This is a genomic window from Paenarthrobacter sp. DKR-5 (assembly GCF_018531425.1).
Lineage (GTDB): Bacteria > Actinomycetota > Actinomycetes > Actinomycetales > Micrococcaceae > DKR-5.
In genome coordinates this window covers 140,736-161,032 of the sequence record NZ_JAHBOI010000002.1, presented here as the reverse complement: position 1 = coordinate 161,032, position 20,297 = coordinate 140,736, and the positions used below count along the sequence as shown (strand labels likewise).

18 protein-coding genes are annotated in these 20,297 nt (G+C 68.3%); 12 read left to right on the top strand and 6 right to left on the bottom strand.

The window, feature by feature from the left end; translation table 11 throughout:
* The 10 genes from pafA to KIH31_RS04045 all read left to right on the top strand — a co-directional run bounded on the left by pafA (position 1) and on the right by KIH31_RS04045 (position 12,240).
* A complete protein-coding gene (gene pafA, locus KIH31_RS04090) occupies positions 1-1,365 on the top strand; it encodes a Pup--protein ligase (protein ID WP_214425818.1) in 1,365 nt (454 codons plus the stop codon).
* 85 nt (positions 1,366-1,450) lie between these two features.
* Complete coding sequence (locus tag KIH31_RS04085; RefSeq protein WP_214425817.1) at positions 1,451-2,431, top strand: FKBP-type peptidyl-prolyl cis-trans isomerase; 981 nt, start codon at positions 1,451-1,453, stop codon at positions 2,429-2,431.
* 25 nt (positions 2,432-2,456) lie between these two features.
* Complete coding sequence (locus tag KIH31_RS04080) at positions 2,457-2,852, top strand: FKBP-type peptidyl-prolyl cis-trans isomerase (protein ID WP_214425816.1); 396 nt, start codon at positions 2,457-2,459, stop codon at positions 2,850-2,852.
* Between the two features lie 116 nt (positions 2,853-2,968).
* Entirely contained in the window at positions 2,969-4,972 is a 2,004-nt protein-coding gene (locus tag KIH31_RS04075) for a YafY family protein (protein WP_214425815.1), read from the top strand.
* Between the two features lie 23 nt (positions 4,973-4,995).
* Positions 4,996-5,343, top strand: a complete 348-nt coding sequence (locus tag KIH31_RS04070; RefSeq protein ID WP_214425814.1) for a hypothetical protein — start codon at positions 4,996-4,998, stop codon at positions 5,341-5,343.
* Between the two features lie 26 nt (positions 5,344-5,369).
* Complete coding sequence (gene tatA / locus KIH31_RS04065) at positions 5,370-5,639, top strand: Sec-independent protein translocase subunit TatA (protein WP_214425813.1); 270 nt, start codon at positions 5,370-5,372, stop codon at positions 5,637-5,639.
* Between the two features lie 46 nt (positions 5,640-5,685).
* Positions 5,686-6,480 carry a twin-arginine translocase subunit TatC gene (gene tatC / locus KIH31_RS04060; protein ID WP_214426223.1) on the top strand — a complete coding sequence of 265 codons (795 nt, stop codon included), beginning with the start codon at positions 5,686-5,688 and terminating at the stop codon, positions 6,478-6,480.
* A gap of 24 nt (positions 6,481-6,504) precedes the next feature.
* Positions 6,505-9,327 carry an RNA helicase gene (locus KIH31_RS04055; RefSeq protein ID WP_214425812.1) on the top strand — a complete coding sequence of 941 codons (2,823 nt, stop codon included), beginning with the start codon at positions 6,505-6,507 and terminating at the stop codon, positions 9,325-9,327.
* A gap of 44 nt (positions 9,328-9,371) precedes the next feature.
* Complete coding sequence (locus tag KIH31_RS04050) at positions 9,372-11,018, top strand: amidohydrolase (RefSeq protein WP_307857535.1); 1,647 nt, start codon at positions 9,372-9,374, stop codon at positions 11,016-11,018.
* A 490-nt stretch (positions 11,019-11,508) separates the two neighbouring features.
* The gene (locus tag KIH31_RS04045; RefSeq protein ID WP_214425811.1) at positions 11,509-12,240 is read left to right on the top strand and encodes a polyprenol monophosphomannose synthase; all 732 of its coding nucleotides are present in this window, start codon (positions 11,509-11,511) and stop codon (positions 12,238-12,240) included.
* A gap of 102 nt (positions 12,241-12,342) precedes the next feature.
* On the opposite strand, the gene KIH31_RS04040 is transcribed toward KIH31_RS04045, so the two are convergent.
* The 4 genes from KIH31_RS04040 to KIH31_RS04025 form a co-directional block, all read right to left on the bottom strand.
* Entirely contained in the window at positions 12,343-12,690 is a 348-nt protein-coding gene (locus tag KIH31_RS04040; RefSeq protein ID WP_214425810.1) for an RNA polymerase-binding protein RbpA, read from the bottom strand.
* Between the two features lie 196 nt (positions 12,691-12,886).
* Entirely contained in the window at positions 12,887-13,858 is a 972-nt protein-coding gene (locus tag KIH31_RS04035) for an SPFH domain-containing protein (protein ID WP_214425809.1), read from the bottom strand.
* Between the two features lie 46 nt (positions 13,859-13,904).
* Complete coding sequence (locus KIH31_RS04030; RefSeq protein WP_214425808.1) at positions 13,905-14,393, bottom strand: NfeD family protein; 489 nt, start codon at positions 14,391-14,393, stop codon at positions 13,905-13,907.
* Positions 14,394-14,548: 155 nt separating this feature from the next.
* On the bottom strand, positions 14,549-15,955 hold the full coding sequence (locus KIH31_RS04025) for a PLP-dependent aminotransferase family protein (RefSeq protein ID WP_214425807.1): 1,407 nt from the start codon (positions 15,953-15,955) through the stop codon (positions 14,549-14,551).
* A gap of 127 nt (positions 15,956-16,082) precedes the next feature.
* Between KIH31_RS04025 and KIH31_RS04020 the strand changes: the two genes are divergently transcribed.
* Positions 16,083-16,724 (top strand): YitT family protein, encoded by a 642-nt coding sequence (locus KIH31_RS04020; protein WP_214425806.1) that lies wholly within the window; start codon positions 16,083-16,085, stop codon positions 16,722-16,724.
* Here KIH31_RS04020 and KIH31_RS04015 read toward each other — a convergent pair.
* The gene (locus KIH31_RS04015; protein ID WP_214425805.1) at positions 16,708-17,559 is read right to left on the bottom strand and encodes a methyltransferase domain-containing protein; all 852 of its coding nucleotides are present in this window, start codon (positions 17,557-17,559) and stop codon (positions 16,708-16,710) included. The two genes, KIH31_RS04020 and KIH31_RS04015, sit on opposite strands and share 17 nt — an antisense overlap.
* A gap of 83 nt (positions 17,560-17,642) precedes the next feature.
* On the opposite strand from KIH31_RS04015, the gene KIH31_RS04010 reads away from it, so the two are divergent.
* Entirely contained in the window at positions 17,643-19,664 is a 2,022-nt protein-coding gene (locus tag KIH31_RS04010; RefSeq protein WP_214425804.1) for a S9 family peptidase, read from the top strand.
* Here the strand turns inward: KIH31_RS04010 and KIH31_RS04005 are convergent.
* On the bottom strand, positions 19,661-20,293 hold the full coding sequence (locus KIH31_RS04005; protein WP_214425803.1) for a peptide deformylase: 633 nt from the start codon (positions 20,291-20,293) through the stop codon (positions 19,661-19,663). The two genes, KIH31_RS04010 and KIH31_RS04005, sit on opposite strands and share 4 nt — an antisense overlap.
* Between the last annotated feature and the right edge of the window lie 4 nt (positions 20,294-20,297).

Here is a 20,297-nt window from a genome sequence, read left to right as displayed (position 1 = left end):
ATGGACAAGCGGATCTTTGGCATCGAAACCGAATTCGGCATCGCCTACTCCAGCCCGAACTCGCGGCCGCTCTCGCCGGAAGAGGTGGCGCGCTACCTTTTCCGCAAAGTGGTCAGCTGGGGCCGCTCCTCGAATGTCTTCCTGACGAACGGCTCCCGCCTCTATCTCGACGTGGGCTCGCACCCCGAATACGCCACCGCCGAATGCGACGACCTGGCGCAGTTGATCGCGCATGACCGCGCGGGCGAGCTCATCCTCGACGACCTGGTCGACGAGGCCCAGACGAGGCTGAACACCGAAGGCTTCAACGGCACCGTCTACCTCTTCAAGAACAACACCGACTCAGCCGGCAACTCCTACGGCAGCCACGAGAACTACCTCATCCCGCGCCGGGGTGAATTCTCGCGGCTGGCCGAGATCCTGATTCCCTTCCTCGTCACCCGGCAGCTGGTTGCCGGCGCGGGCAAGGTCCTCAAGACGCCGCAGGGCGCCACCTACGCGTTCTCCCAGCGGGCGGACCACATCTGGGAAGGCGTGTCCTCGGCCACCACCCGATCCCGGCCCATCATCAACACCCGCGACGAACCGCACGCGGACGCCGAGTACTACCGCCGGCTGCACGTCATCGTGGGGGACTCGAACATGTCCGAGACGACGACGATGATGAAGATCGGCACCGTGGACCTGCTGCTGCGCATGATCGAGGAGGGCGTGATCATGCGGGACCTGCGGATGGAGAACCCCATCCGCAGCATCCGGGAGATCTCCCATGACCTGACCGGCCGGCAGCTGGTACGCCTGGCCACCGGGCGGCAGCTTTCCGCGCTCGAGATCCAGCGGGAGTTCCTGGCCAAGGCCACGGACTTCGTGGACCGCAGCGGCGCCCACAACCGGCATGTTCCGCGCATTCTCGAGTTGTGGGGGAGGACCCTGGACGCGATCGAGACCGGAGATTACAGCGGCATCGACACGGAGATTGACTGGGCCATCAAGAAGAAACTGATCGACGGTTACGCTGCCCGTCACGATCTGGCTTTCGATTCGGCCCGCGTCGCCCAGCTGGACCTCACGTACCACGACATCTCCCGCAAGCGAGGACTGTTCTACCTGCTGGAGGCCCGAGGCGCAGCCAAGCGGGTGGTGGAGGACACGCAGATCAAGGACGCGGTGGATACACCTCCGCAGACGACGCGCGCCAAGCTGCGCGGGGATTTCGTCCGGCGTGCCCAGCAGATGGGCCGGGACTACACCGTGGACTGGGTTCACCTGAAGCTCAACGACAGGGCCCACCAGACCATTTTGTGCAAGGACCCGTTCCGCAGCGTCGACGACAGGGTCGAGGCGCTGCTCGACTCCATGGGGTAATTCCCAGCCAGTCGCGCTAGGCTGGATGGGGTTTGCGCGCGCCCGACCGCCGCAAACAGCTACTGTCCTCGACGAAAGTTACCTAGTGCGCCGACTCATAGCCATTGTTTTCTCCGGCCTGCTGCTGGTCCTGACCGGTTGCAGCGCCGGCAACAGTTCCTCGGCCAGCTCCGCCACTGCGGAGCCGACCAGCCAGTCCTCCGGCCAGGTCGCAGCCCTCGACTCCGTGAAGGTCACCGTGGAGGACAAGACCAAGGCCCCGAAGGTGGACTTCAAGAAGCCGCTGAGCGTTTCGGAGCCGACCATCAAGCTCGTCAAGGACGGCGATGGCGAGCGGGTGAAGGCCGGCCAGAGCGTCGTGCTGCGCTACGTGATTTTCAACGGCAACGACGGATCCGTGCTGGAGGACTACTACAAGCAGCCCAAGGGCGAGGCTCTTGAGGTCGGCGACGACCTCAAGCAGGGCAATGCGATGGTGTACAACGCCCTCGTCGGAGCGAAGGTCGGCTCGCAGATCGCCTTCGCCGTTCCCGGGCAGGCCTCCTCGACCGCCCCCTCGCCGTCGGCATCTCCCTCGGCCGCGCCTGCGGGCCCGAGCCAGCTGATGGTGCTTCAGATCGAAAGCGTGAAGGACACTGTCAAGCCGCTGACGAAGCCCGAAGGTGACAAGGTGACCCCGCCGGCCGGCCTGCCGACCGTGGCGGAGGACGCCAAGGGTGTGCCGACCATTACCGTGCCCAAGACTGCTGCGCCGGACAAGCTCGTCGCCCAGGACCTGATCAAGGGCAAGGGTGCGCAGGTCCAGGCCAGCGACACCATCGTCGCCAACTACGTCGGCGTGACGTACTCCGACGGCAAGAAATTCGATTCCAGCTTCGACCGCGGCCAGGCCGCAACCTTCCCGCTCAACGGCGTGATCAAGGGTTGGACCCAGGGCCTGACGGGCAAGACCGTTGGTTCACGCGTGCTGCTCGTCATCCCCGCGGACCTCGCCTACGGCAACGGCGGGTCCGGCAAGCCCAAGGGCACCCTGGTCTTCGTCGTCGACATCCTCGGCGTCAAGTAACTTCGAATCCCCAAAGGAGCACATTATGTCTTTCGGAAAGCGCGACTACGACCGCACCAAGCCCGAGATCGATTTCCCGGACCACGACGCTCCCACCGAGCTCGTGATTGAGGACCTGATCGTCGGGGACGGTGCCGAGGCCAAGGCCGGCGACACCGTCTCGACCCACTACGTGGGCGTGGCCTTCTCCACCGGCGAGGAATTCGACTCCTCCTGGGGCCGCGGGGCCCCCCTGGACTTCAGGGTTGGCGTCGGCCAGGTCATCCAGGGCTGGGACCAGGGCCTGCTCGGGATGAAGGTCGGCGGCCGCCGCCGCCTGGAAATTCCCGCGGACCTCGCGTACGGGGACCGCGGTGCCGGCGGGGCGATCGCTCCGGGCGAGTCGTTGATCTTCGTCGTCGACCTCGTGGGCGTGCGCTAAGCGTGGGTTGAGCCTGGGCTGAGTCCAGCCGTGCAAGGGCGCGCCGGACCGGTTTGAAGAACCGGGCCTGGTGCGCCCTTTGCGTTGCGCGGGAAAGGATTCGGTAGGTTAGGACCGTGTCTGCCTCCCGTACCGAACGCCTGCTCAACCTGCTGATCGCCCTGCTGGAAACCCGGCAGGGCCGCAGCCGCGAGTTCCTCCGCGAGAACATCCCCGGGTACCGGGAGTCGCCCAGCCAGGAGGCCTTCGAGCGGATGTTCGAGCGGGACAAGACCGATCTGCGCACCATGGGCATTCCGGTCGAGACCGTCACGGAAGGCGGTCTGTTCGAAGATGACCTGGCCACCGCGCGGTACCGCATCCCGAAGGAGGCCTACCGCCTGCCGGAGCTGCGTTTCACGCCCGAAGAGGCCGCCGTCCTCTCGCTCGCAAGCAGGCTTTGGCAGCAGGCGTCCCTCGGCTCCGCCGCCGCCCGGGCCCTGCGAAAACTCGAAACCAAGGGCGTGCTCCCCGAAGCGGACATCGTGCTTGGTGTTGAACCCCGCATCCGGCCCGGCGAACCGGCCTTCGAACCCCTGCTGGCGGCGGTCACCGGCCACCGCGAGGTGACCTTCGGCTATCTTGCGGCACGCAGTACCGAGGAGCAGCAGCGCCGCGTGCAGCCCTGGGGGCTCGGCAGCCGGTACGGCCAGTGGTACCTGGTGGGGCTGGACCTGGACCGGCACGCGCGGCGGATGTTCCGGCTTTCCCGGATCACGACGGCCGTGGGCACCGACCAACGCAGAACATTCGAGCCGCCTGCCGACTTCGACCTCAAGGCCTCGCTGGCCGAGCTCGATTCGCTGGCCGAACCCGCTACCGCGCGCCTGCTCCTGAAGCCCGGAACGGTCCAGCTTCTGCGCGACAGCACCCGCCCGGCTCCCGGCCCGGCGCCCGCCGGCTGGGACGCAGTGGAGCTGGACTTCGCGGACACGGAGGTGCTCGCGGACGAACTCGCCGCGCACGGCCCGCACGCCGTGGTCCTGGAACCTGCCGACCTGGCGGCCGCTGTGCGGCGCCGGCTGCAGGGCGTCCTCGACGCGGCCGCGCGGCCGGTGCCTGCCTACTCGTTCGAGGAGTCGAAGCCGGCCGCGCGGCCAAGGCCTGCTCCGGAGGATCGGCTGCGCCGGCTGCTGGACCTGGTGCCCTATCTGGTCCACAACCCCGGCAGGAGCGTGGACGACGTGGCCCGCGAATTCGGCGTGAGCCGGTCACAGCTGGAGAAGGACCTCGAGCTCGTCTTCGTGTCCGGGCTTCCCGGCTACATGCCGGACCAGCTGATGGACGCGCGCTGGGACGACGGCTACATCTACCTCGACAACGCCGATGAACTTTCCGAACCGGTCCGGTTCAGCGTCGACGAAGCCTGCGCGCTCCTGGTCGGGCTCCAGGCTCTGGCCGGAGTGCCGCGGCTCACCGACCGGACTGCTCTGGAGTCGGCCACCGCGAAGATCAGCCTCGCTGCAGGGGAAGCGGGCACGGCGGCGTCCGCTGTCCAGGCAGGTCTCGGTCCGGGGACCGACCCGGAGCTGCTTGAGACCCTGCACCGGGCTGCCGCCGACGGGCAGCAGCTGCAGCTGCGCTACCTGGTGCCGCACCGGGACGAGATCACCGACCGGGTTGTCGACCCGTGGCGGCTCTTCTCGGTCAACGACGCCTGGTACCTCGAGGCATGGTGCCACAGCGCCGAAGCCGTGCGGAACTTCCGGCTGGACCGGATCAAGGAAGCTGTGCCAGCCGGGGCCAAGATTGCCAGGAAACCCGACGGTGGCAGTTTCCCCGCGAGCCTTTTCACGCCCGGCGCCGACGACGTCGAGGTCACCGTCCAGCTGGACCGGCGCTTCCTTTTTGTCGCCGGTCAGTACGAGGCCGTGCGGTCGACGGTCCTGCAGGACGGCACCGCGGTCGCCGTCCTCCGGGTCGGGTCCACGTCCTGGCTGCCGCAGTTCGTGGCGCGCACCGGCGGCGGCGTTCGGGTCCTGGAGCCGCGGGCGGTGGCGGATGCCTCCGCGGAGTGGGCCGCACAGGCGCTCTCCCTTTACGCGGGCGGCAACCCTGGGGCCGGCGGCCAGGGACACTGACCTTCCACGGCTAGACTGGAGGCATGCCTTGGTGGTCGTGGATTGTGATCTGGGTAGCGCTGCTGGCGCTCTCCGCTGTGTACATCGGCCTGTTGGGCTGGAAAGTCTTCCGGGACTTCGCCGCAACAATGCGTTCCCTGCAGGAAGCAGGGGAGCGGTTCGGATCCGGTATGAGCTTTACTGGAGCTGCAGCGGAGGCCACGAAGCCGCGTCCGCAGCCGCAGCCGGCCGTCTTTTCGGAGCCCGAACAGGTACGCCAGGCATACGAAGAAGGCAAGGCGGCACGCCAGACCGAACGGCGCCTGCGCCGGGTGCGACGCAAGGCAGAACGCGGCCAGCCGCAGTCACTCAGGGACCTTGACCTAACGTAGGATTGACTCGAACGAAAGGACTCTTTGTGGGACGTCTATTTGAATCGCCGTGGCCGATCATCGTGATCATCATCGTGGCGCTGCTCCTGTTCGGAGCCCCGAAACTTCCCGGCATGGCCCGCAGCCTCGGCCAGTCGATGCGCATCTTCAAGTCCGAAGTGAAGCAGATGAAGGATGATGACAAGCCGAAGGCCGAAGAGCCCTCGGAGCCCGTTGAGGGCAGGATTGTCAACAACCCGGCCAGCCCGCGCGAGACCGGCGGCACAGAAGAGCCGCCGACCAACCGACCTGTCTGAGGACGTGGGCGCCACAAAGAGCCGCAAGTCCAATCCCGAAGGACGGATGGCCCTTGCGGACCATCTGCGCGAACTCAGGAACAGGCTCTTCAAATCCGCCCTCGCCCTGCTCGTCGGAGGAGTGGGCGGCTGGCTGCTCTACGACACCGTCTTCGAGCAGATCCAGCGGCCGATCTTCGAAATCGCGGCCCAGCAGCACCGCACGGCCGTCATCAACTTCGACAGCATCGCCTCACCGTTCGACCTGAAGATCCAGGGCGCACTCTTCATCGGCGCCCTGATCAGCAGCCCGGTCTGGATCTACCAGATCTGGGCGTTCATCACGCCGGGGCTCACCAGCAAGGAGCGGCGCTACACGCTCGGCTACATGGCGGCCGCGATCCCGCTGTTCCTCGTGGGCGTCTGGACCGGCTGGCTGGTACTGCCCAACGTCGTGAGGGCGCTGACCCAGTTCGCGCCGTCGGAAACCGCCAGCGTGCTGCCCGCCACGGACTACATCACCTTCGTGATGCGCATGCTGCTGGCCCTGGGCTTCGCCTTCCTCGTCCCCGTGATCCTGGTGGGGGTGAACATGGCCGGTGTACTCACCGGCAAGCAAATGCTCAAGGCGTGGCGCATCACCGTCTTCCTCGTCTTCGTCGTGGCCGCGATGGCCGCACCCGGAGCGGACGCGCTGTCGATGTTCCTGCTGGCCTCCCCGCTGCTCGTGCTGTACTTCGCGGCGATCGGGATCTCCTTGCTGCACGACCGCCGACGCGAGCGCCGGGAGGCAAAACGCACCGCTGAGACCGAAGCCACGGCCGACGTCGCCACTTCCCGCGAGGATCTGGATAGCCTCTGACCGCCGTGCGGCTAGGCTGGTGGTATGTCCTCGCCGTCCGAGCGCTACGCCGCCGCCGCCTTGAGAACGGCAGCGTCCCGCACACGCCTTGCCTCCTTCAAAAAGACGCTCCAGTTCGAGCTGGACGATTTCCAGGATGAGGCCTGCGCAGCGCTCGAGGCCGGGCGCGGCGTCCTCGTTGCTGCTCCCACCGGCGCCGGCAAGACCATCGTCGGCGAGTTCGCGATCTACCTCGCCTTGCAGCGCGGGCTCAAAGCTTTCTACACCACCCCGATCAAGGCGCTGAGCAACCAGAAATACAGCGAGCTCGCTGCCACTTACGGTGCTGAGAACGTCGGTTTGCTCACCGGCGACACCACGATCAACGGTGAGGCACCCGTGGTGGTCATGACCACCGAGGTGCTGCGCAACATGCTGTACGCGGCGTCCGAGACCCTCGACGACCTCGGCTACGTGGTGATGGACGAAGTGCACTACCTGGCGGACCGGTTCCGCGGCGCCGTCTGGGAAGAGGTCATCATCCACCTTCCGAGCGAGGTCCAGCTCGTCTCGCTGAGCGCGACCGTGTCCAACGCGGAGGAGTTCGGCGCCTGGCTGGACACCGTGCGCGGGCACACGGACGTCATCGTCACCGAACACCGGCCGGTACCGCTGTGGCAGCACGTCATGGTCGGCCGGGAGATCCTGGACCTGTTCGCCACCGACACCCCCTTTGACGAGGTCTCCGGTGAGGACGCCGCGCGAGGGGACTTCGTCGTCAACCCGGAACTGGTCGAACTCGCCCGCGCAGACGCGCAGCTGAACAGCCGGGCCCGCTTCGGCCACCGGGGCAGGACCCGCCGCGGCCCTGAGCGCGGACGGCCCGGGGGCGCTCCGCAGTCCGTGACGAGGACGGCGAGCCGGCCGCAGGTCATCACCGCCCTCGACAGGGCAGGGCTGCTGCCCGCCATCACCTTCATTTTCTCCCGCAACGGCTGCGACGGCGCGGTCCGGCAGTGCGTCGCCTCCGGTCTCTGGCTCACCACCGAGAAAGAGCAGCAGCTGATTGCGGCCCGGGTCGACGAGGCCAGCCAGGACATCCCCTCCGACGACCTTGAAGTGCTCGGGTTCTGGAGCTGGCGGGAGGGCCTGATCCGCGGGTTCGCCGCGCACCACGCCGGCATGCTCCCCACTTTCAAGGAAGTCGTCGAGAAGCTCTTCGCCGACGGTCTGGTGAAGGCGGTCTTCGCCACGGAGACCCTTGCCCTGGGCGTCAACATGCCCGCCCGCTCGGTCGTCCTGGAGAAGCTGGACAAGTTCAACGGCGAAGCGCACGTGAACATCACGGCAGGGGAGTACACCCAGCTGACGGGCCGCGCCGGGCGGCGCGGGATCGACGTCGAAGGCCACGCCGTGGTGCTCTGGCAGCCGGGCACCGACCCGGCCTCGGTCGCCGGGCTGGCCTCACGCCGAACCTACCCGCTGAACTCGAGCTTCCGGCCCACTTACAACATGAGCATCAACCTGATCGCGCAGTTCGGCCGGGAACGCGCACGCCAGATCCTCGAATCCTCTTTTGCCCAGTTCCAGGCGGACCGCTCCGTGGTCGGCCTGGCGCGCCAGGTGCGCAGTCGTGAGGAGTCCCTGGCCGGCTACGCCGAGTCGATGACCTGCCATCTGGGGGATTTCAACGAGTATTCCCGGCTTCGCCGCGAGCTCTCGGACCTGGAAGCCAAGGCCTCGCGGCAGGGGCAGCGGGTACGGCGGTCGGCGGCCGAGGAGTCCCTCGCCCGGCTGCGGCCGGGCGACGTCGTCGACGTCCCCGCCGGGCGGACGCCCGGCTACGCAGTGGTGCTTTCGGTGGACACTATCTCGCATGAGCCGCGTCCGACGATCCTCACGCTGGAGAAGCAGCTGCGCCGGCTGGGCGTCCACGACCTCGAGGGTCCGATCTCGCCGCTGACAAGCATCAGGATTCCCAAGCAGTTCAACGCCAAAACCCCCAAGGACCGGCGGGATCTGGCCTCGTCGCTGCGGAACGCTCTGCACGACCGGCGTCCGCCGCGCCGGACCGAAGGCCGCCAGGACTTGTTTGCCGGGGCCGGCACGTCCGAGCAGGAGCAGAAAATCGCGGAGCTGAGGCGCAAGCTGCGCGCCCACCCCTGCCACGGATGCAGCGACCGTGAAAACCACGCACGCTGGGCCGAGCGCTGGTGGCGGCTCCGGCGGGAGACGGACGGATTGGTCCGGCAGATCCAGGGCCGCACCAACACCATCGCGAAGACTTTCGACCGGGTCTGCGGCGTGCTCGAAGGCTACGGGTACGTGACTGAGAACGCGGAGGGCATCACCTCCCTCAGCGACGACGGCCAGCGGCTGCGCAGGATCTATGGCGAAAAGGACCTGCTGATCTCCCAGGCGCTGCGCGAAGGGGCCATGTCGGACCTGGACGCCGCCGAGCTCGCAGCGCTGGCCACCGTGCTGGTCTACCAGGCCAAGCGCGAGGACCGCGGACTGCGGCCGAAAATGCCCAGCGTCTCGCTCGAGGTTGCCGTGGACATTGTGGTCCGCGAGTGGTCCCGGCTGGAGGACGTGGAGGACGCGCAGAAGCTCCCGCTGACCGGTGAGCCGGAACTGGGGCTGGTCTGGCCGATGTACAAATGGGCCCGCGGCCGCCGGCTGCAGGACGTGCTGGAAGGCACGGACCTGGCCGCCGGCGACTTCGTCCGGTGGGCCAAGCAGGTCATCGACCTGCTCGATCAGCTGGCCAAGATCCGCCACCTCGATCCTGCTCTCAGCCGGCTCTGTACGCAGGCCATCGCCACCGTCCGGCGGGGCGTCGTCGCCTACTCCGCCGTCGCCGAATAGAACCGCTGCTCCGGCTGCCGCCGCCCGACTGAAGGAGATTGAGAGTGCCAGATTCCCCCGTGGGCGGACGCCCCCGCTTGTACCGCAACGGTTCCGTTTACAGCGCTGCCGACCCGTTTGCTACGGCCATGCTGGTCGACGGTGACACGGTGGCCTGGGTCGGGTCCGAGCAGGCCGCTTCCTCACTCGCCGACTCCTCGATGGAGGTCGTCGATCTCGACGGCGCCCTGGTCACGCCGGGGTTCGTCGACTCGCACGTGCACATCACCGAGACCGGGGTGGCCCTGAGCTCCCTGGACCTCTCCGGTGCTGCGTCCCTGGCCCAGGTGCTGGATCTCGTGGCGGGCGCGGCGGCGCGGACCAGCGGCACGATCCTCGGCCATGGCTGGGACGAGACGCGCTGGCCCGAGGGCCGGCCGCCGACGGCAGAGGAGCTCGACCGGGCGTCCGGCGGGATCGCTGTCTTCCTCTCTCGCGTCGACGTGCACTCGGCTGTTGTTTCCTGGTCCCTCGCAGACCGGCTCGACCTGGCCACGATGGACGGCTGGCTGGGGAAGGGCCAGGTGGTCCGGGACGCACACCGCCGGGCCGCGGAGGCCGCGCACTCGTTCCCGCCGGAGGAACGCGGTTCCTATCAGCTGGCCGCCCTGCGGCACGCCGCCAGCCGCGGCTACGTGGCGCTGGCGGAGATGGGGGCCCCGCATGTGGCGCCGCCGGAGGACCTTCGGATGCTGGTCCGGTGGGACTCCGAGGGGGAGACGGCGGGAAGGCTGCCGCGCGTGCTGCCCTACTGGGGGCAGCTCGTCGGCAGCACCGAGGAGGCACGCTCTCTCCTTGCCGGCCTCGGCGCCGGCGTTCTGGGCCTGGCCGGGGACCTCAATATCGACGGCTCCATCGGCTCCCGCACGGCGCTGCTCCGCACGCCCTATGCGGATGCGCCCGCCGAACACGGCACCCGGTACCTCACTGTGGAGCAGGTCACCGCGCACCTTGCGGCCACGTCCGAACTGGGCATCCAGGCTGGGTTCCATGTGATCGGGGACGCCGGAATGGACATCGCCGTCGAGGGGCTGAAGGCCGCCGCAGGACAGGTCGGCGCCGACAAGGTCCGGGCCGCCGGCCACCGGCTCGAGCACGCCGAGATGGCCGATGCGGGGACGATCGCCGCCCTCAAGGAATTCGCTGTCACGGTCAGCGTCCAGCCGATGTTCGACGCCGCATGGGGCGGCACCGACGGCCTCTACGGCAAGCGGCTGGGAACCGAACGCGGACCCGCCCTGAACCCCGTGGCGGACTATTTTGCCGCCGGCGTGCCTGTCTGCTTCGGCAGCGACAGCCCGGTCACCCCGCTCACCCCCTGGGCGAGCGTGCGGGCCTGCGTCATGCACCGTACCCCGGCACAGCGGATCTCCGCCCGCGCGGCCTTCCTCGGCCACACCCGGGCAGGCTGGCGGGCGGCGCGGTCGCGCAACCCGATGGAAGGGCAGCTGGTGCCGGGGGCTCCGGCCAGCTTCGCTGTCTGGGAAGTCGAGCAGCTCATGGTTCAGGTGGCGGACGAGCGGGTCCAGTCCTGGAGCACGGATCCGCGAGCCCGCACCCCGCTGCTGCCGGCCCTTGACACCGGCACGGACCCGCGCTGCCTGCAGACGGTCAGGGACGGCGTCGAGCTTTACCGCAGCAGCGATTTCTGAGCCCGGGCCCGCACGGCGGCGTGCCGCTCCGACACGCCGGGGCTCCGAATCCTTTCCCGGTTTTCCCGCCGAATCGCGCGGGCGCCGCACCCGCGGCTGACCTGCGGAGACAAGCATCCTCGCAGGTCAGCGGCTCGTTGACAGGCACGGCTGAGCACGTAGGCTGTTAGCTCAACGGGTCCGGAAAGCAGCACTCAAAGGGCCTGTCCGTCGCCGCCGCGGAGCACCGCGGAACCGCACTCGGTGCGGCCCCGATGCTGCCGAACGGCACGGTTGTCGAACACGGATGGGTTCGCGCGTCAGTAGATAACGTTCCGCCCCGCCTCCGGGCGGCGGCAGGGTACTGGGCCGACGACGCGCGAACCCACCCGTGGCCAGCCGGCCGCCCGATCCGGACAGCCATCCGCAGTCCGTATACTTGAGGGTTGGGTCAGCTACTGTCTTAGGTGCCCATTTGTCCTGTTGCCGGAGCAAGGAAAGGCACCCCCTCTTGCGTGTCCTCACCATCATTCCCACCTACAACGAGCTGGAGTCTCTGCCGGTCACCCTCGGAAGGCTGCGCGCGGCCGTTCCCGACGCGGACGTCCTGGTCGTAGACGACAACAGCCCCGACGGCACCGGGGAGCTCGCCGATCGGCGCGCGGCGGAGGACAGCAACGTCCATGTGCTGCACCGCAAGAGCAAGGAGGGGCTGGGGGCCGCGTACATTGCCGGGTTCCGGTGGGGCCTGGCCGCAGGCTACGACGTCCTCGTGGAGATGGACGCCGACGGCTCGCACCAGCCCGAGCAGCTTCCGTCCCTGCTTGAGGCGGTCCGTAACGGCGCTGACCTCGCCATGGGATCGCGCTGGGTTCCCGGCGGCAAGGTGGTCAACTGGCCGTTCATCCGCAAGGCCATTTCCCGGGTCGGCAGTACCTACTCCCGGATCATGCTGGGGCTGAAGATCAAGGACGTCACGGGCGGTTACCGGGCATTCCGGCGCGAAACCCTCGAGGCCCTGAACCTGGCCGAGGTTGAGTCCGTCGGTTACGGCTTCCAGGTGGACCTGGCCTGGCGCACCGCAAAGCTGGGGCTGAACATCGTTGAGGTGCCGATCACCTTCGTCGAGCGCGAACTCGGGGATTCCAAGATGAGCGGCAACATCGTCGTCGAAGCCATGGTGAATGTCACCAAGTGGGGTCTGACCGCGCGCTGGAAGAAGCTCACCGGCAAGACTGCCTGAGACTTCCCGGAAGCGGAGGTCGCTCCGCGCACGAAAGAGGGCCGGTTCCCGCGGGAACCGGCCCTCTTTCGTTCCCGCATTCGCGGGGAGGTGCGGTGACTCTTAGGCTGAACGCCGCTCGCCGCGGCGTTCGCGGAGGATGTTCAAACGGTCCTCGAGGATCTGCTCCAGCTCGGGGATCGTGCGGCGCTCAAGCAGCATGTCCCAGTGCGTGCGGATCGGCTTCTCGTTGGAGTCAACCGGCTTCTCGCCGTCGACCAGGAGAGCTTCCTTGCCGGTCTTGGACACCCAGACGGGGGGAATCTCCGCTTCGGCGGCGAAGGTGACGAACACCTGCTCGCCGTCTGCGCAGCGGTATTCCACACGCTGGCGCGGAGCCGGCTCCACGCCGGATTCGGTCTCCATGCTTTGCGCGCCCAGTCGCATGCCACGGAGGCTACGGTCGCTCATGATCTCTCCCTCGTTCAGTTCGCGGAGCAGGGCTCCACGCTAGCCTTCCGGACCAGTCCCGGCAGGCTACGGTGTGCACTAATGAAACGCGCGAGGAACACCGATTGTTCCTGCGAAGTCATTGACGCCAGACAAACAATCGATTATAGGTGCTCCGGGGCCCTGCGGTAAAGCCGGTTCCAGCGGCCGGCAGGCGTCAGGGCCGGGCGTCCTGCCCGCCGCCCGCGGGGGAGGAGGGCGCACTGTCCTCGGCGGCGCCCCCGAACAAGCCGGCCTGGTCCGGACCGCCGCTGAGTGCGCTGCCAACGCCTTTGAGTGCTTCGCCCACCTCGCTGGGGATGATCCAGAGCTTGTTGGAGCTTCCCTCGGCCAGCTTCGGAAGCGTCTGCAGGTACTGGTACGCCAGAAGCTTCTGGTCCGGGTTGCCCTTGTGGATCGCGTCGAAGACCTTCTGGATGGCCTGTGCCTCGCCGTCGGCGCGGAGGATCGCGGCCTGCGCGTCGCCCTCGGCCTTCAGGATCGCGGCCTGCCGCTGACCCTCGGCGGTCAGGATCTGTGACTGCTTGGTGCCCTCGGCGGTCAGGATCACCGCGCGGCGGTCCCGCTCGGCCCGCATCTGCTTCTCCATCGAGTCCTGAATCGAGTGCGGCGGTTCGATGGCCTTGAGCTCCACGCGGGAAACGCGGATGCCCCACCGGCCGGTCGCCTCGTCGAGCACCACCCGCAGCTGCCCGTTGATCTCGTCCCGCGATGTGAGGGCCTGTTCCAGGTTCAATCCGCCGACCACGTTGCGCAGCGTCGTCGTCGTCAACTGTTCGACAGCCTGAATGTAATTGGCGATCTCGTAGGTCGCTGCCCTTGCATCGGTGACCTGGAAGTAAACCACCGTGTCGATCGAGACGACGAGGTTGTCCTCAGTGATCACCGGCTGCGGCGGGAAGGATACGACCTGCTCGCGCAGGTCCAGCAGCGGCAGCAGCCGGTCGACGAACGGTATGAGGATCGTCAGGCCCGGGTTCAGCGTGCGCTGGTACTTGCCGAGCCGCTCGACGACGCCGGCCCGCGCCTGCGGGATGATCCTCACCGCCCTGACCAGGACAATGATGACAAAGACCACCAGCACGAGCAGGACAACTGTCAGACCCAGTGCGCCCCCCGAAATATTCATCCGTTCCTCAGTTCCCCACGTAGATTGGCGTGCATAGCATGGCGGCCTATTGCTGCGGACCGGCTGCGTGCCGGCCAGGCTCAGCAACGGTGCCCGGGCCGGCCACGATGGCGGTGGCACCGGAAATTTCGCTCACGGCCACCCGTGTGCCGGCGGGGAAGATCTCTCCGCGGCTGCGGGCGGTCCAGGTGTCGCCGCCGATCTTCACCAGCCCTCCGGCTTCGCTGACATCCTCCAGGACGACGGCGGGCTGGCCGAGCAACCGGTCAACGTTGGTGCGTTGCTCGGGCGGTCCTTTACGCAGGTGGCGCAGGCCCAGCGGGCGGACGAAAAGGATCATCAGGAGCGCGACGACACAGAACACGACGATCTGCAGCCACAGGGGCGTTCCCAGGAAGTATGCGACAAGGGCCGCCAGCGCGCCGCCCGACATCATGATGAAGAACAGGTCGAGGGTGAGCATCTCGACGACGGCAAGCACAAGGAACACGGCGAGCCACAGGGCCCACCCGTTCCCAACCAACCAGTCCAACATCCGTCCCCCTGGTGTGCACCGGAGCGGCTGCGGGCCATTGCCCGCGAGTCCTGACCTGCGCTACCGCCAGCCTACTACCGGCAGTTCGCGGGCAGGCAGAGTAGAAAGGTTGCGGATCGCTTACGGTTACGCACCAGGCTCGGCTGAGCGGCCCCTCAGATCACGGCCTGCAGCGGCACCCGTGCCGGGGCCTCACCCACCCGCATCATCGCGCGGCGCAGCATCGCCACTGCGTCGGTGAGGTCCTCCTGCGGGTAGCAGAACGGCAGGCGCAGGTAGCGTTCGAAGGCACCGTCGATGCCGAACCGCGGGCCCGCCACGATCCCGAGGCCCTCGTTGCGCGCTGCCAGGACCAACGACGACGTCGAGGTTTCGCCTGCAGGAAGCCAGAAGGACAGGCCGCCCTGCACCCGCGGCAGCTCCCACTGGGGTAACTCCTTCCGCAGCAGTGCGGCCAGATGGTCGCGGCCCTGCCGGAGCTGCCGGCTGCGGAAGGCCAGCAGGGCGTCCTCCTGCCGCAGCAGCGCGGCCGCCGTGAGCTGTTCCAGCAGGGGAGTGCCAAGGTCCACCGAAGGCCGCCGGCGCAGCACCCGGGCCAGCAGGTCCCGCGGCCCGCGGATCCAGCCGATGCGCAGGCCGCCCCAGGCGATCTTGCCCATCGAACCGATGGTGACGGCGCCGCTGCCGAAGGCAGCCATCGGCTGGCGCGGCCCGCGCTCAATATCCAGGCCGGCAGTGGTCTCGTCGATGATGAGGGTGGTGCCCTCCCGGGATGCCGCCCGGCTCAGCTGCTCCCGGTCTGCCTCCGGCATGCTGGATCCGGTCGGGTTCTGGAAGTCCGGCATCAGGTAGGCGAGCGAAGGAGAGGACCTGCGCAGCAGCGTTTCGGCTTCGGAGATGTCCCAGCCGTCGGGTCCCACGGGCACGGCGAGCAGCCGGGCGCCTGCGGCGGTAAACGTGTCCAGGGCGTGCGGGTACGTGGGGTGCTCGACCAGGATCCGGTCGCCCGGCGTGTACAAGGCGCCGGCGAGAAGGTTCAGGGCGTGCTGGGCTCCGACCGTGACCAGGATCTGCTCCGGCGATGTCGGCAGGCCGCGGCGTTCGAAGTGGGCGGAGATGGCTTCGCGCAGCTCGGGCAGGCCGACCAGGTCGAAGCCGGGGTGGCCGAAGTAGCCCGGCAGCCGGTCCATGGCCTCCCGGTAGGCAGCCTCCAGGCCCGGGTACGCCGGCGGCGTCGCCTTCGTGAAGTCCACGGCGAGACCCTCCTCCGGCTGATAGCTGCCGCGCCGGCCGTCCGGCAGCGCGAGGGTGGTGCCCGAGCCCCGGACGCTCACCGCGAATCCGAGCTCGCGCAACAGCGCGTAGGCGCCGGCCACGGTCGTCCGGCTGACGTCAAGCATCTGACTCAGTTCGCGCTCGGCGGGCAACCGCGACCCGGTGGACAGGCGCCCGTCCAGGAGCAGGATCCGGATGCGGTCGGCCAGCGCCTGGTAGGCGGCCCCGGACCCACGCCAATCGCCAAGGTCGCGCAGGAGCCGCCGGGCAGTGATCAGGGGAGTCATGGAGCCACATTATTCGATTTGGACCTGTACGGGAATGCCAATTCCGCGGTCAACTGGTTCAAACGGAGCCCTACGGGCTGCCCAGGGACCCGGCCCCGAGACACTGCCCAGAGACAAAGGAGAGGCGATGCGCGCGATTCTGACGAGCCGAAAGATTGGAGTGCGGCTCGGCCGGCTCTTCACAGGACTTTTCGGCTACGGCATCGCCATCGCCCTGATGATCCGCGCCAACATCGGCGCCTCACCGTGGGATGTGTTCGGCCAGGGTGCCGCGCGGACGCTGGGGATCAGCTTCGGGGCGAGCACGATCGCGATCAGCGCCCTCGTGCTGCTCCTGTGGATCCCGCTGCGGCAGCGTCCCGGCTTTGGCACCATCAGCAACGCCGTGCTGGTGGGAATCTTCGCGGATCTGGGCCTCTCGGTCCTGCCCGCAGCGTCCGGTCTCCCGATGCAGGTGCTTTCCTTCGCCGCTGGCCTGGCACTCCTGGCTGTCGCCACCGCACTGTACATCGGAGCAGGGCTGGGGCCCGGACCGCGTGACGGGCTGATGACGGGCCTGGTGCGGGTGACCGGATGGAGGGTGTGGGTGGTGCGGACGGGGATCGAACTTTCCGTGGTGGCGGCCGGTTGGGCGCTCGGCGGCGTCGCGGGCGCAGGCACCGTGGCGTTCGCCGCGGCCGTGGGGCCGCTCACGCAGCTGGCCCTGAGACTGCTCGGCGTCCGGTTGGAGTCACGAGAGCGCCCGGCAGCCGTCAGCGCCGCCGCGTGAACTCCTGAAGGCGGAACCGCGCAGCTACCGGCCACGGGTCAGGTGCCGCCGCCAGCTTCTCCCGCAGGGCTGCAGGGTCCAGGTGATGTCCCGCAGGTCCCATCAGCGCCGCGTTGGCCACGTCGGTCCGGGACAGCGACAAGGACAGGGAAATCCGGCGGTCCGGGCCGGCCTCAAACGCATCCTGCAAGGCCTCGGCAAGGTGGCGCTGCTTGTCTTCCTCGATGCCCAGCAACCCTGCCGCTTCGGCGATCTCCGCCAAGTGGCCGCGATCCGGCGTCACCACAAGGAGTCTTCCGCCCGGTTTGAGGACGCGGGCGAACTCCGGCGGATTGCGCGGCGAGAAGATGTTCAGGATGACATCGACCGACTTGGCGGCAACGGGCAGCGGATCCCAGAGATTCCAGGCGAGGTTGAGCGCCCCGGGGTTCGTCCTTGCCGCCCGCCGAAGCGCGAACTTGGAGATGTCCAAGGCGATTGCCTGAGCCGGGTGCGCGGCGAGGACCTGCCGCAGGTAGTAGCCCGTGCCCGTGCCCGCGTCGAGGATCACCGGCTCGGCGGAAGCGTTCTTCACGGCGTCCACAGCGGCGGATACGACAGCGTCGGCGAGCGGGCTGTAATGGCCGGCAGCAAGGAAATCGGCCCGGGCCGCGATCATGGCTGCCGTGTCCTGGCTGAAGCGGGTCCCATGGCCGGTCAACAGGTTGATGTAGCCCTGACGGGCGGCGTCGAAGGCGTGGCCTTCGCTGCAGCGCAGGGCTCCGTCCACGGCACGGGCGGGAAAGGTGCCGGCACAGTGCGGGCACATCAGGGCGGCCAGGGCGGCGTCAGGCATGCTCCCATCCTAGGTGCCGCCCTTCGCAGCCGACGGCGAGGCGTGTTGACGCAGGAGACGAGGAGCAGATTAGGCTCACTCGTGTGAAAGCAGAACATCTTCCCTTGCTCAAGTCCGTGTCCGCCCCCGCGCTGCACCCTGACGGCAGCAGGGTCGTCGTCGCCGTAACCCGTCCGGATTTCGCCGCCGACAGCTACGTCGGCCAGCTGTGGGAAGTGCCGCTGGAAGAGGGCAGCCCGCGCCGCCTGACCCGCGGATTCCGCGACACGGCGCCGCGCTTTTCGCCCGACGGCAGCATGCTCGCCTTCCTTCGTGCCGAGGCTGGCGGACGGCCCCAGCTGCATGTCGCCGATGCCCGCGGCGGGGAGCCGTTCGCGCTCACTGACCAGAAGCTTGGGGTCAGTGAATTCGACTGGTCTCCCGACTCGACCCAGCTCGTCTTCGGCTCACGGGTGCCCGAGGAAGGCCGCTACGGCACGGTGGACGGCGTGGCGCCCGGCGCGGAGGACCCGCGGCGGATCACCGGCTTCAAGTACAGGATGAACGGGGCGGGCTACCTCACCGACAAGCGCGCCCAGCTCTTCGTGGTCGACGTCCCTGACCTGGACCACGAGCCCCCCGTGCCCCCGGCCGGCCGCGCCAAGAAGGACGCGGGGGAGACCCCCTTCAGCGCCGTGCCGCAGGCGCGGCAGCTGACGAAGGCGGACGCCGACCACACCGGGGCAGCCTTCACCGCCGACGGCGCCCGGATCCTCTTCACCGCCTCCCTGCACGAAGGCGCGGATGAGGACCTGATTTCGGACCTGTACGCTGTCGGCGTCGACGGCGGTGAACCGGAGCGGCTTACCAACACCGTCGGCAACCCGCGCCTGTCCGTGGCCGCGGGGACGACGTCGGCGGACGGCAACTGGCTCTACTTCCTGGCCCAGGATGTTTCAGCCACGGGCATCGACTTCGTGGCCAGGAACACCGTCCTGTGGGGCGCGCCGATCGGTCAGCCGGCCGCCGCTGAACCGCTGACAGACGCCGAACAGATCGACCTCGGTGAGGCCGGTTCCGGGCTGGTCCGGTACGGCAGCGACGGCGTGCTGGTGCAGAACCGCACCCGCGGCGCGGTCGAACTGCTTGCGGTGGGCCCGCGCGGCGGCACGCAGCGGCTGCTGGGCGGCCCGCTGGTGGTGACCGGTGCAGACGCAGCCGCAGGGACCGTCGTCGTCAGCTACAGCGATGCCCGCACGGCCGGTGACGTCGGAGTGGTTGCGGACGGCGCGCTGCGGCCGCTCACCGATTTTTCCGAAGAGCTGCGGGGCGCCGGCGTCATCGAGCCTCAGGAGGTCACCTATCCATCCAAGGACGGGTATCCCGTGCACGGTTGGCTGCTGGTCCCCGAGGGCGAGGGACCGCATCCGGTGCTGCTGAACATCCACGGCGGCCCCTTTGCCCAGTACGGCTGGGGGTTGTTCGACGAGGCCCAGGTTTACGCCGGCGCCGGCTACGCGGTCCTGATGTGCAACCCGCGCGGCGCTGCCGGCTACGGGCAGGAGCACGGACGCGCGATCAAGGAGCAGATGGGCACCCTGGATCTCGACGACGTCCTCGGTTTCCTCGAGGGAGCCCTCGCGGCGCAGCCGCAGCTCGACGCCGACCGCGTCGGCATCATGGGCGGGTCCTACGGCGGCTACCTCACCGCCTGGACCATCGCACAGGACCACCGGTTCACGGCCGCCATCGTCGAACGTGGCTACCTGGATCCGCTCTCATTCGTCGGCTCCTCCGATATCGGCTGGTTCTTCGCCGAGGAGTACACGGGATCCGACCCGGATGCGGTCGCCGCGCAGAGCCCGATGGCACAGGTCGGCAAGGTGCGCACGCCGACTTTCGTCATCCACTCCGAGGAAGACTGGCGCTGCCCGCTGGAGCAGGCCCAGCGCTACTACACCGCGCTGAAGAAGCAGGGGGTGGAAACCGAACTGCTGGTGTTCCCGGGGGAAAACCACGAGCTCTCACGCGCCGGAACTCCGCATCACCGGAAGCAGCGCTTCGAGCACATCCTGCAGTGGTGGGCCAGCTACCTCCCGACTGCGGCGAACGGTGCCGAGAGCTAGAACCCCAGCCCGCGGCGGGCGTCCTCAATGCCCGGATGCGCCCACCAGCGGGCGTATTCCGCATTGGTCGACAGTGACCTGGTGAAGGCCTTGTCGATGTACAGGACACCGCCGAGATGGTCGGTCTCGTGCTGCACGATCCGCGCCGGCCAGCCGGAGAATTCCCGGCTGACCGGCGCGCCGCGCAGGTCTTCATAGTCCAATTGCACGCGCCGCGGCCTTTCCACGACCGCCTGCAGGCCGTGGAGCGACAGGCACCCTTCATAGAAGGCCGCCAGCTCTGACCCGAGGGGCGTGTAGGACGGGTTCAGCACCACCAGCAGCGGCAGGGGCGCCCGTTCGCGCACTTCCGCCGTCTCTCCGGGCACCTCGAAGCTGTCCTCGATAACCGCCAGCTGCAGCGGAATGCCGATCTGCGGAGCGGCGAGGCCGACGCCGGGGGCCGCGTGCATCACCTCGCGCATGAGTCCGATCAAGGCGTGCAGCTCGGCCTCGGTGAGCTGGCCGTCGTACCGGGCAGCGCGGCGGCGCAGTACAGGATGGCCCGCCTGGAGGATCGGGGGCGGAACATCCCCCTCCAGGACCTCAGCCACTAATTCCCTGATTTCGGCGGTGGTTGGAGAGCTCATGCGC

Bases quoted from the DNA above. Each gene is read 5' to 3' on its own strand.
- pafA (WP_214425818.1), top strand. From the start codon at position 1: ATGGACAAGCGGATCTTTGGCATCGAAACCGAATTCGGCATCGCCTAC.
- KIH31_RS04080 (WP_214425816.1), top strand. From the start codon at position 2,457: ATGTCTTTCGGAAAGCGCGACTACGACCGCACCAAGCCCGAGATCGAT.
- KIH31_RS04070 (WP_214425814.1), top strand. From the start codon at position 4,996: ATGCCTTGGTGGTCGTGGATTGTGATCTGGGTAGCGCTGCTGGCGCTC.
- tatC (WP_214426223.1), top strand. From the start codon at position 5,686: ATGGCCCTTGCGGACCATCTGCGCGAACTCAGGAACAGGCTCTTCAAA.
- KIH31_RS04055 (WP_214425812.1), top strand. From the start codon at position 6,505: ATGTCCTCGCCGTCCGAGCGCTACGCCGCCGCCGCCTTGAGAACGGCA.
- KIH31_RS04040 (WP_214425810.1), bottom strand. From the start codon at position 12,690: ATGAGCGACCGTAGCCTCCGTGGCATGCGACTGGGCGCGCAAAGCATG.
- KIH31_RS04035 (WP_214425809.1), bottom strand. From the start codon at position 13,858: ATGAATATTTCGGGGGGCGCACTGGGTCTGACAGTTGTCCTGCTCGTG.
- KIH31_RS04030 (WP_214425808.1), bottom strand. From the start codon at position 14,393: ATGTTGGACTGGTTGGTTGGGAACGGGTGGGCCCTGTGGCTCGCCGTG.
- KIH31_RS04025 (WP_214425807.1), bottom strand. From the start codon at position 15,955: ATGACTCCCCTGATCACTGCCCGGCGGCTCCTGCGCGACCTTGGCGAT.
- KIH31_RS04020 (WP_214425806.1), top strand. From the start codon at position 16,083: ATGCGCGCGATTCTGACGAGCCGAAAGATTGGAGTGCGGCTCGGCCGG.
- KIH31_RS04015 (WP_214425805.1), bottom strand. From the start codon at position 17,559: ATGCCTGACGCCGCCCTGGCCGCCCTGATGTGCCCGCACTGTGCCGGC.
- KIH31_RS04005 (WP_214425803.1), bottom strand. From the start codon at position 20,293: ATGAGCTCTCCAACCACCGCCGAAATCAGGGAATTAGTGGCTGAGGTC.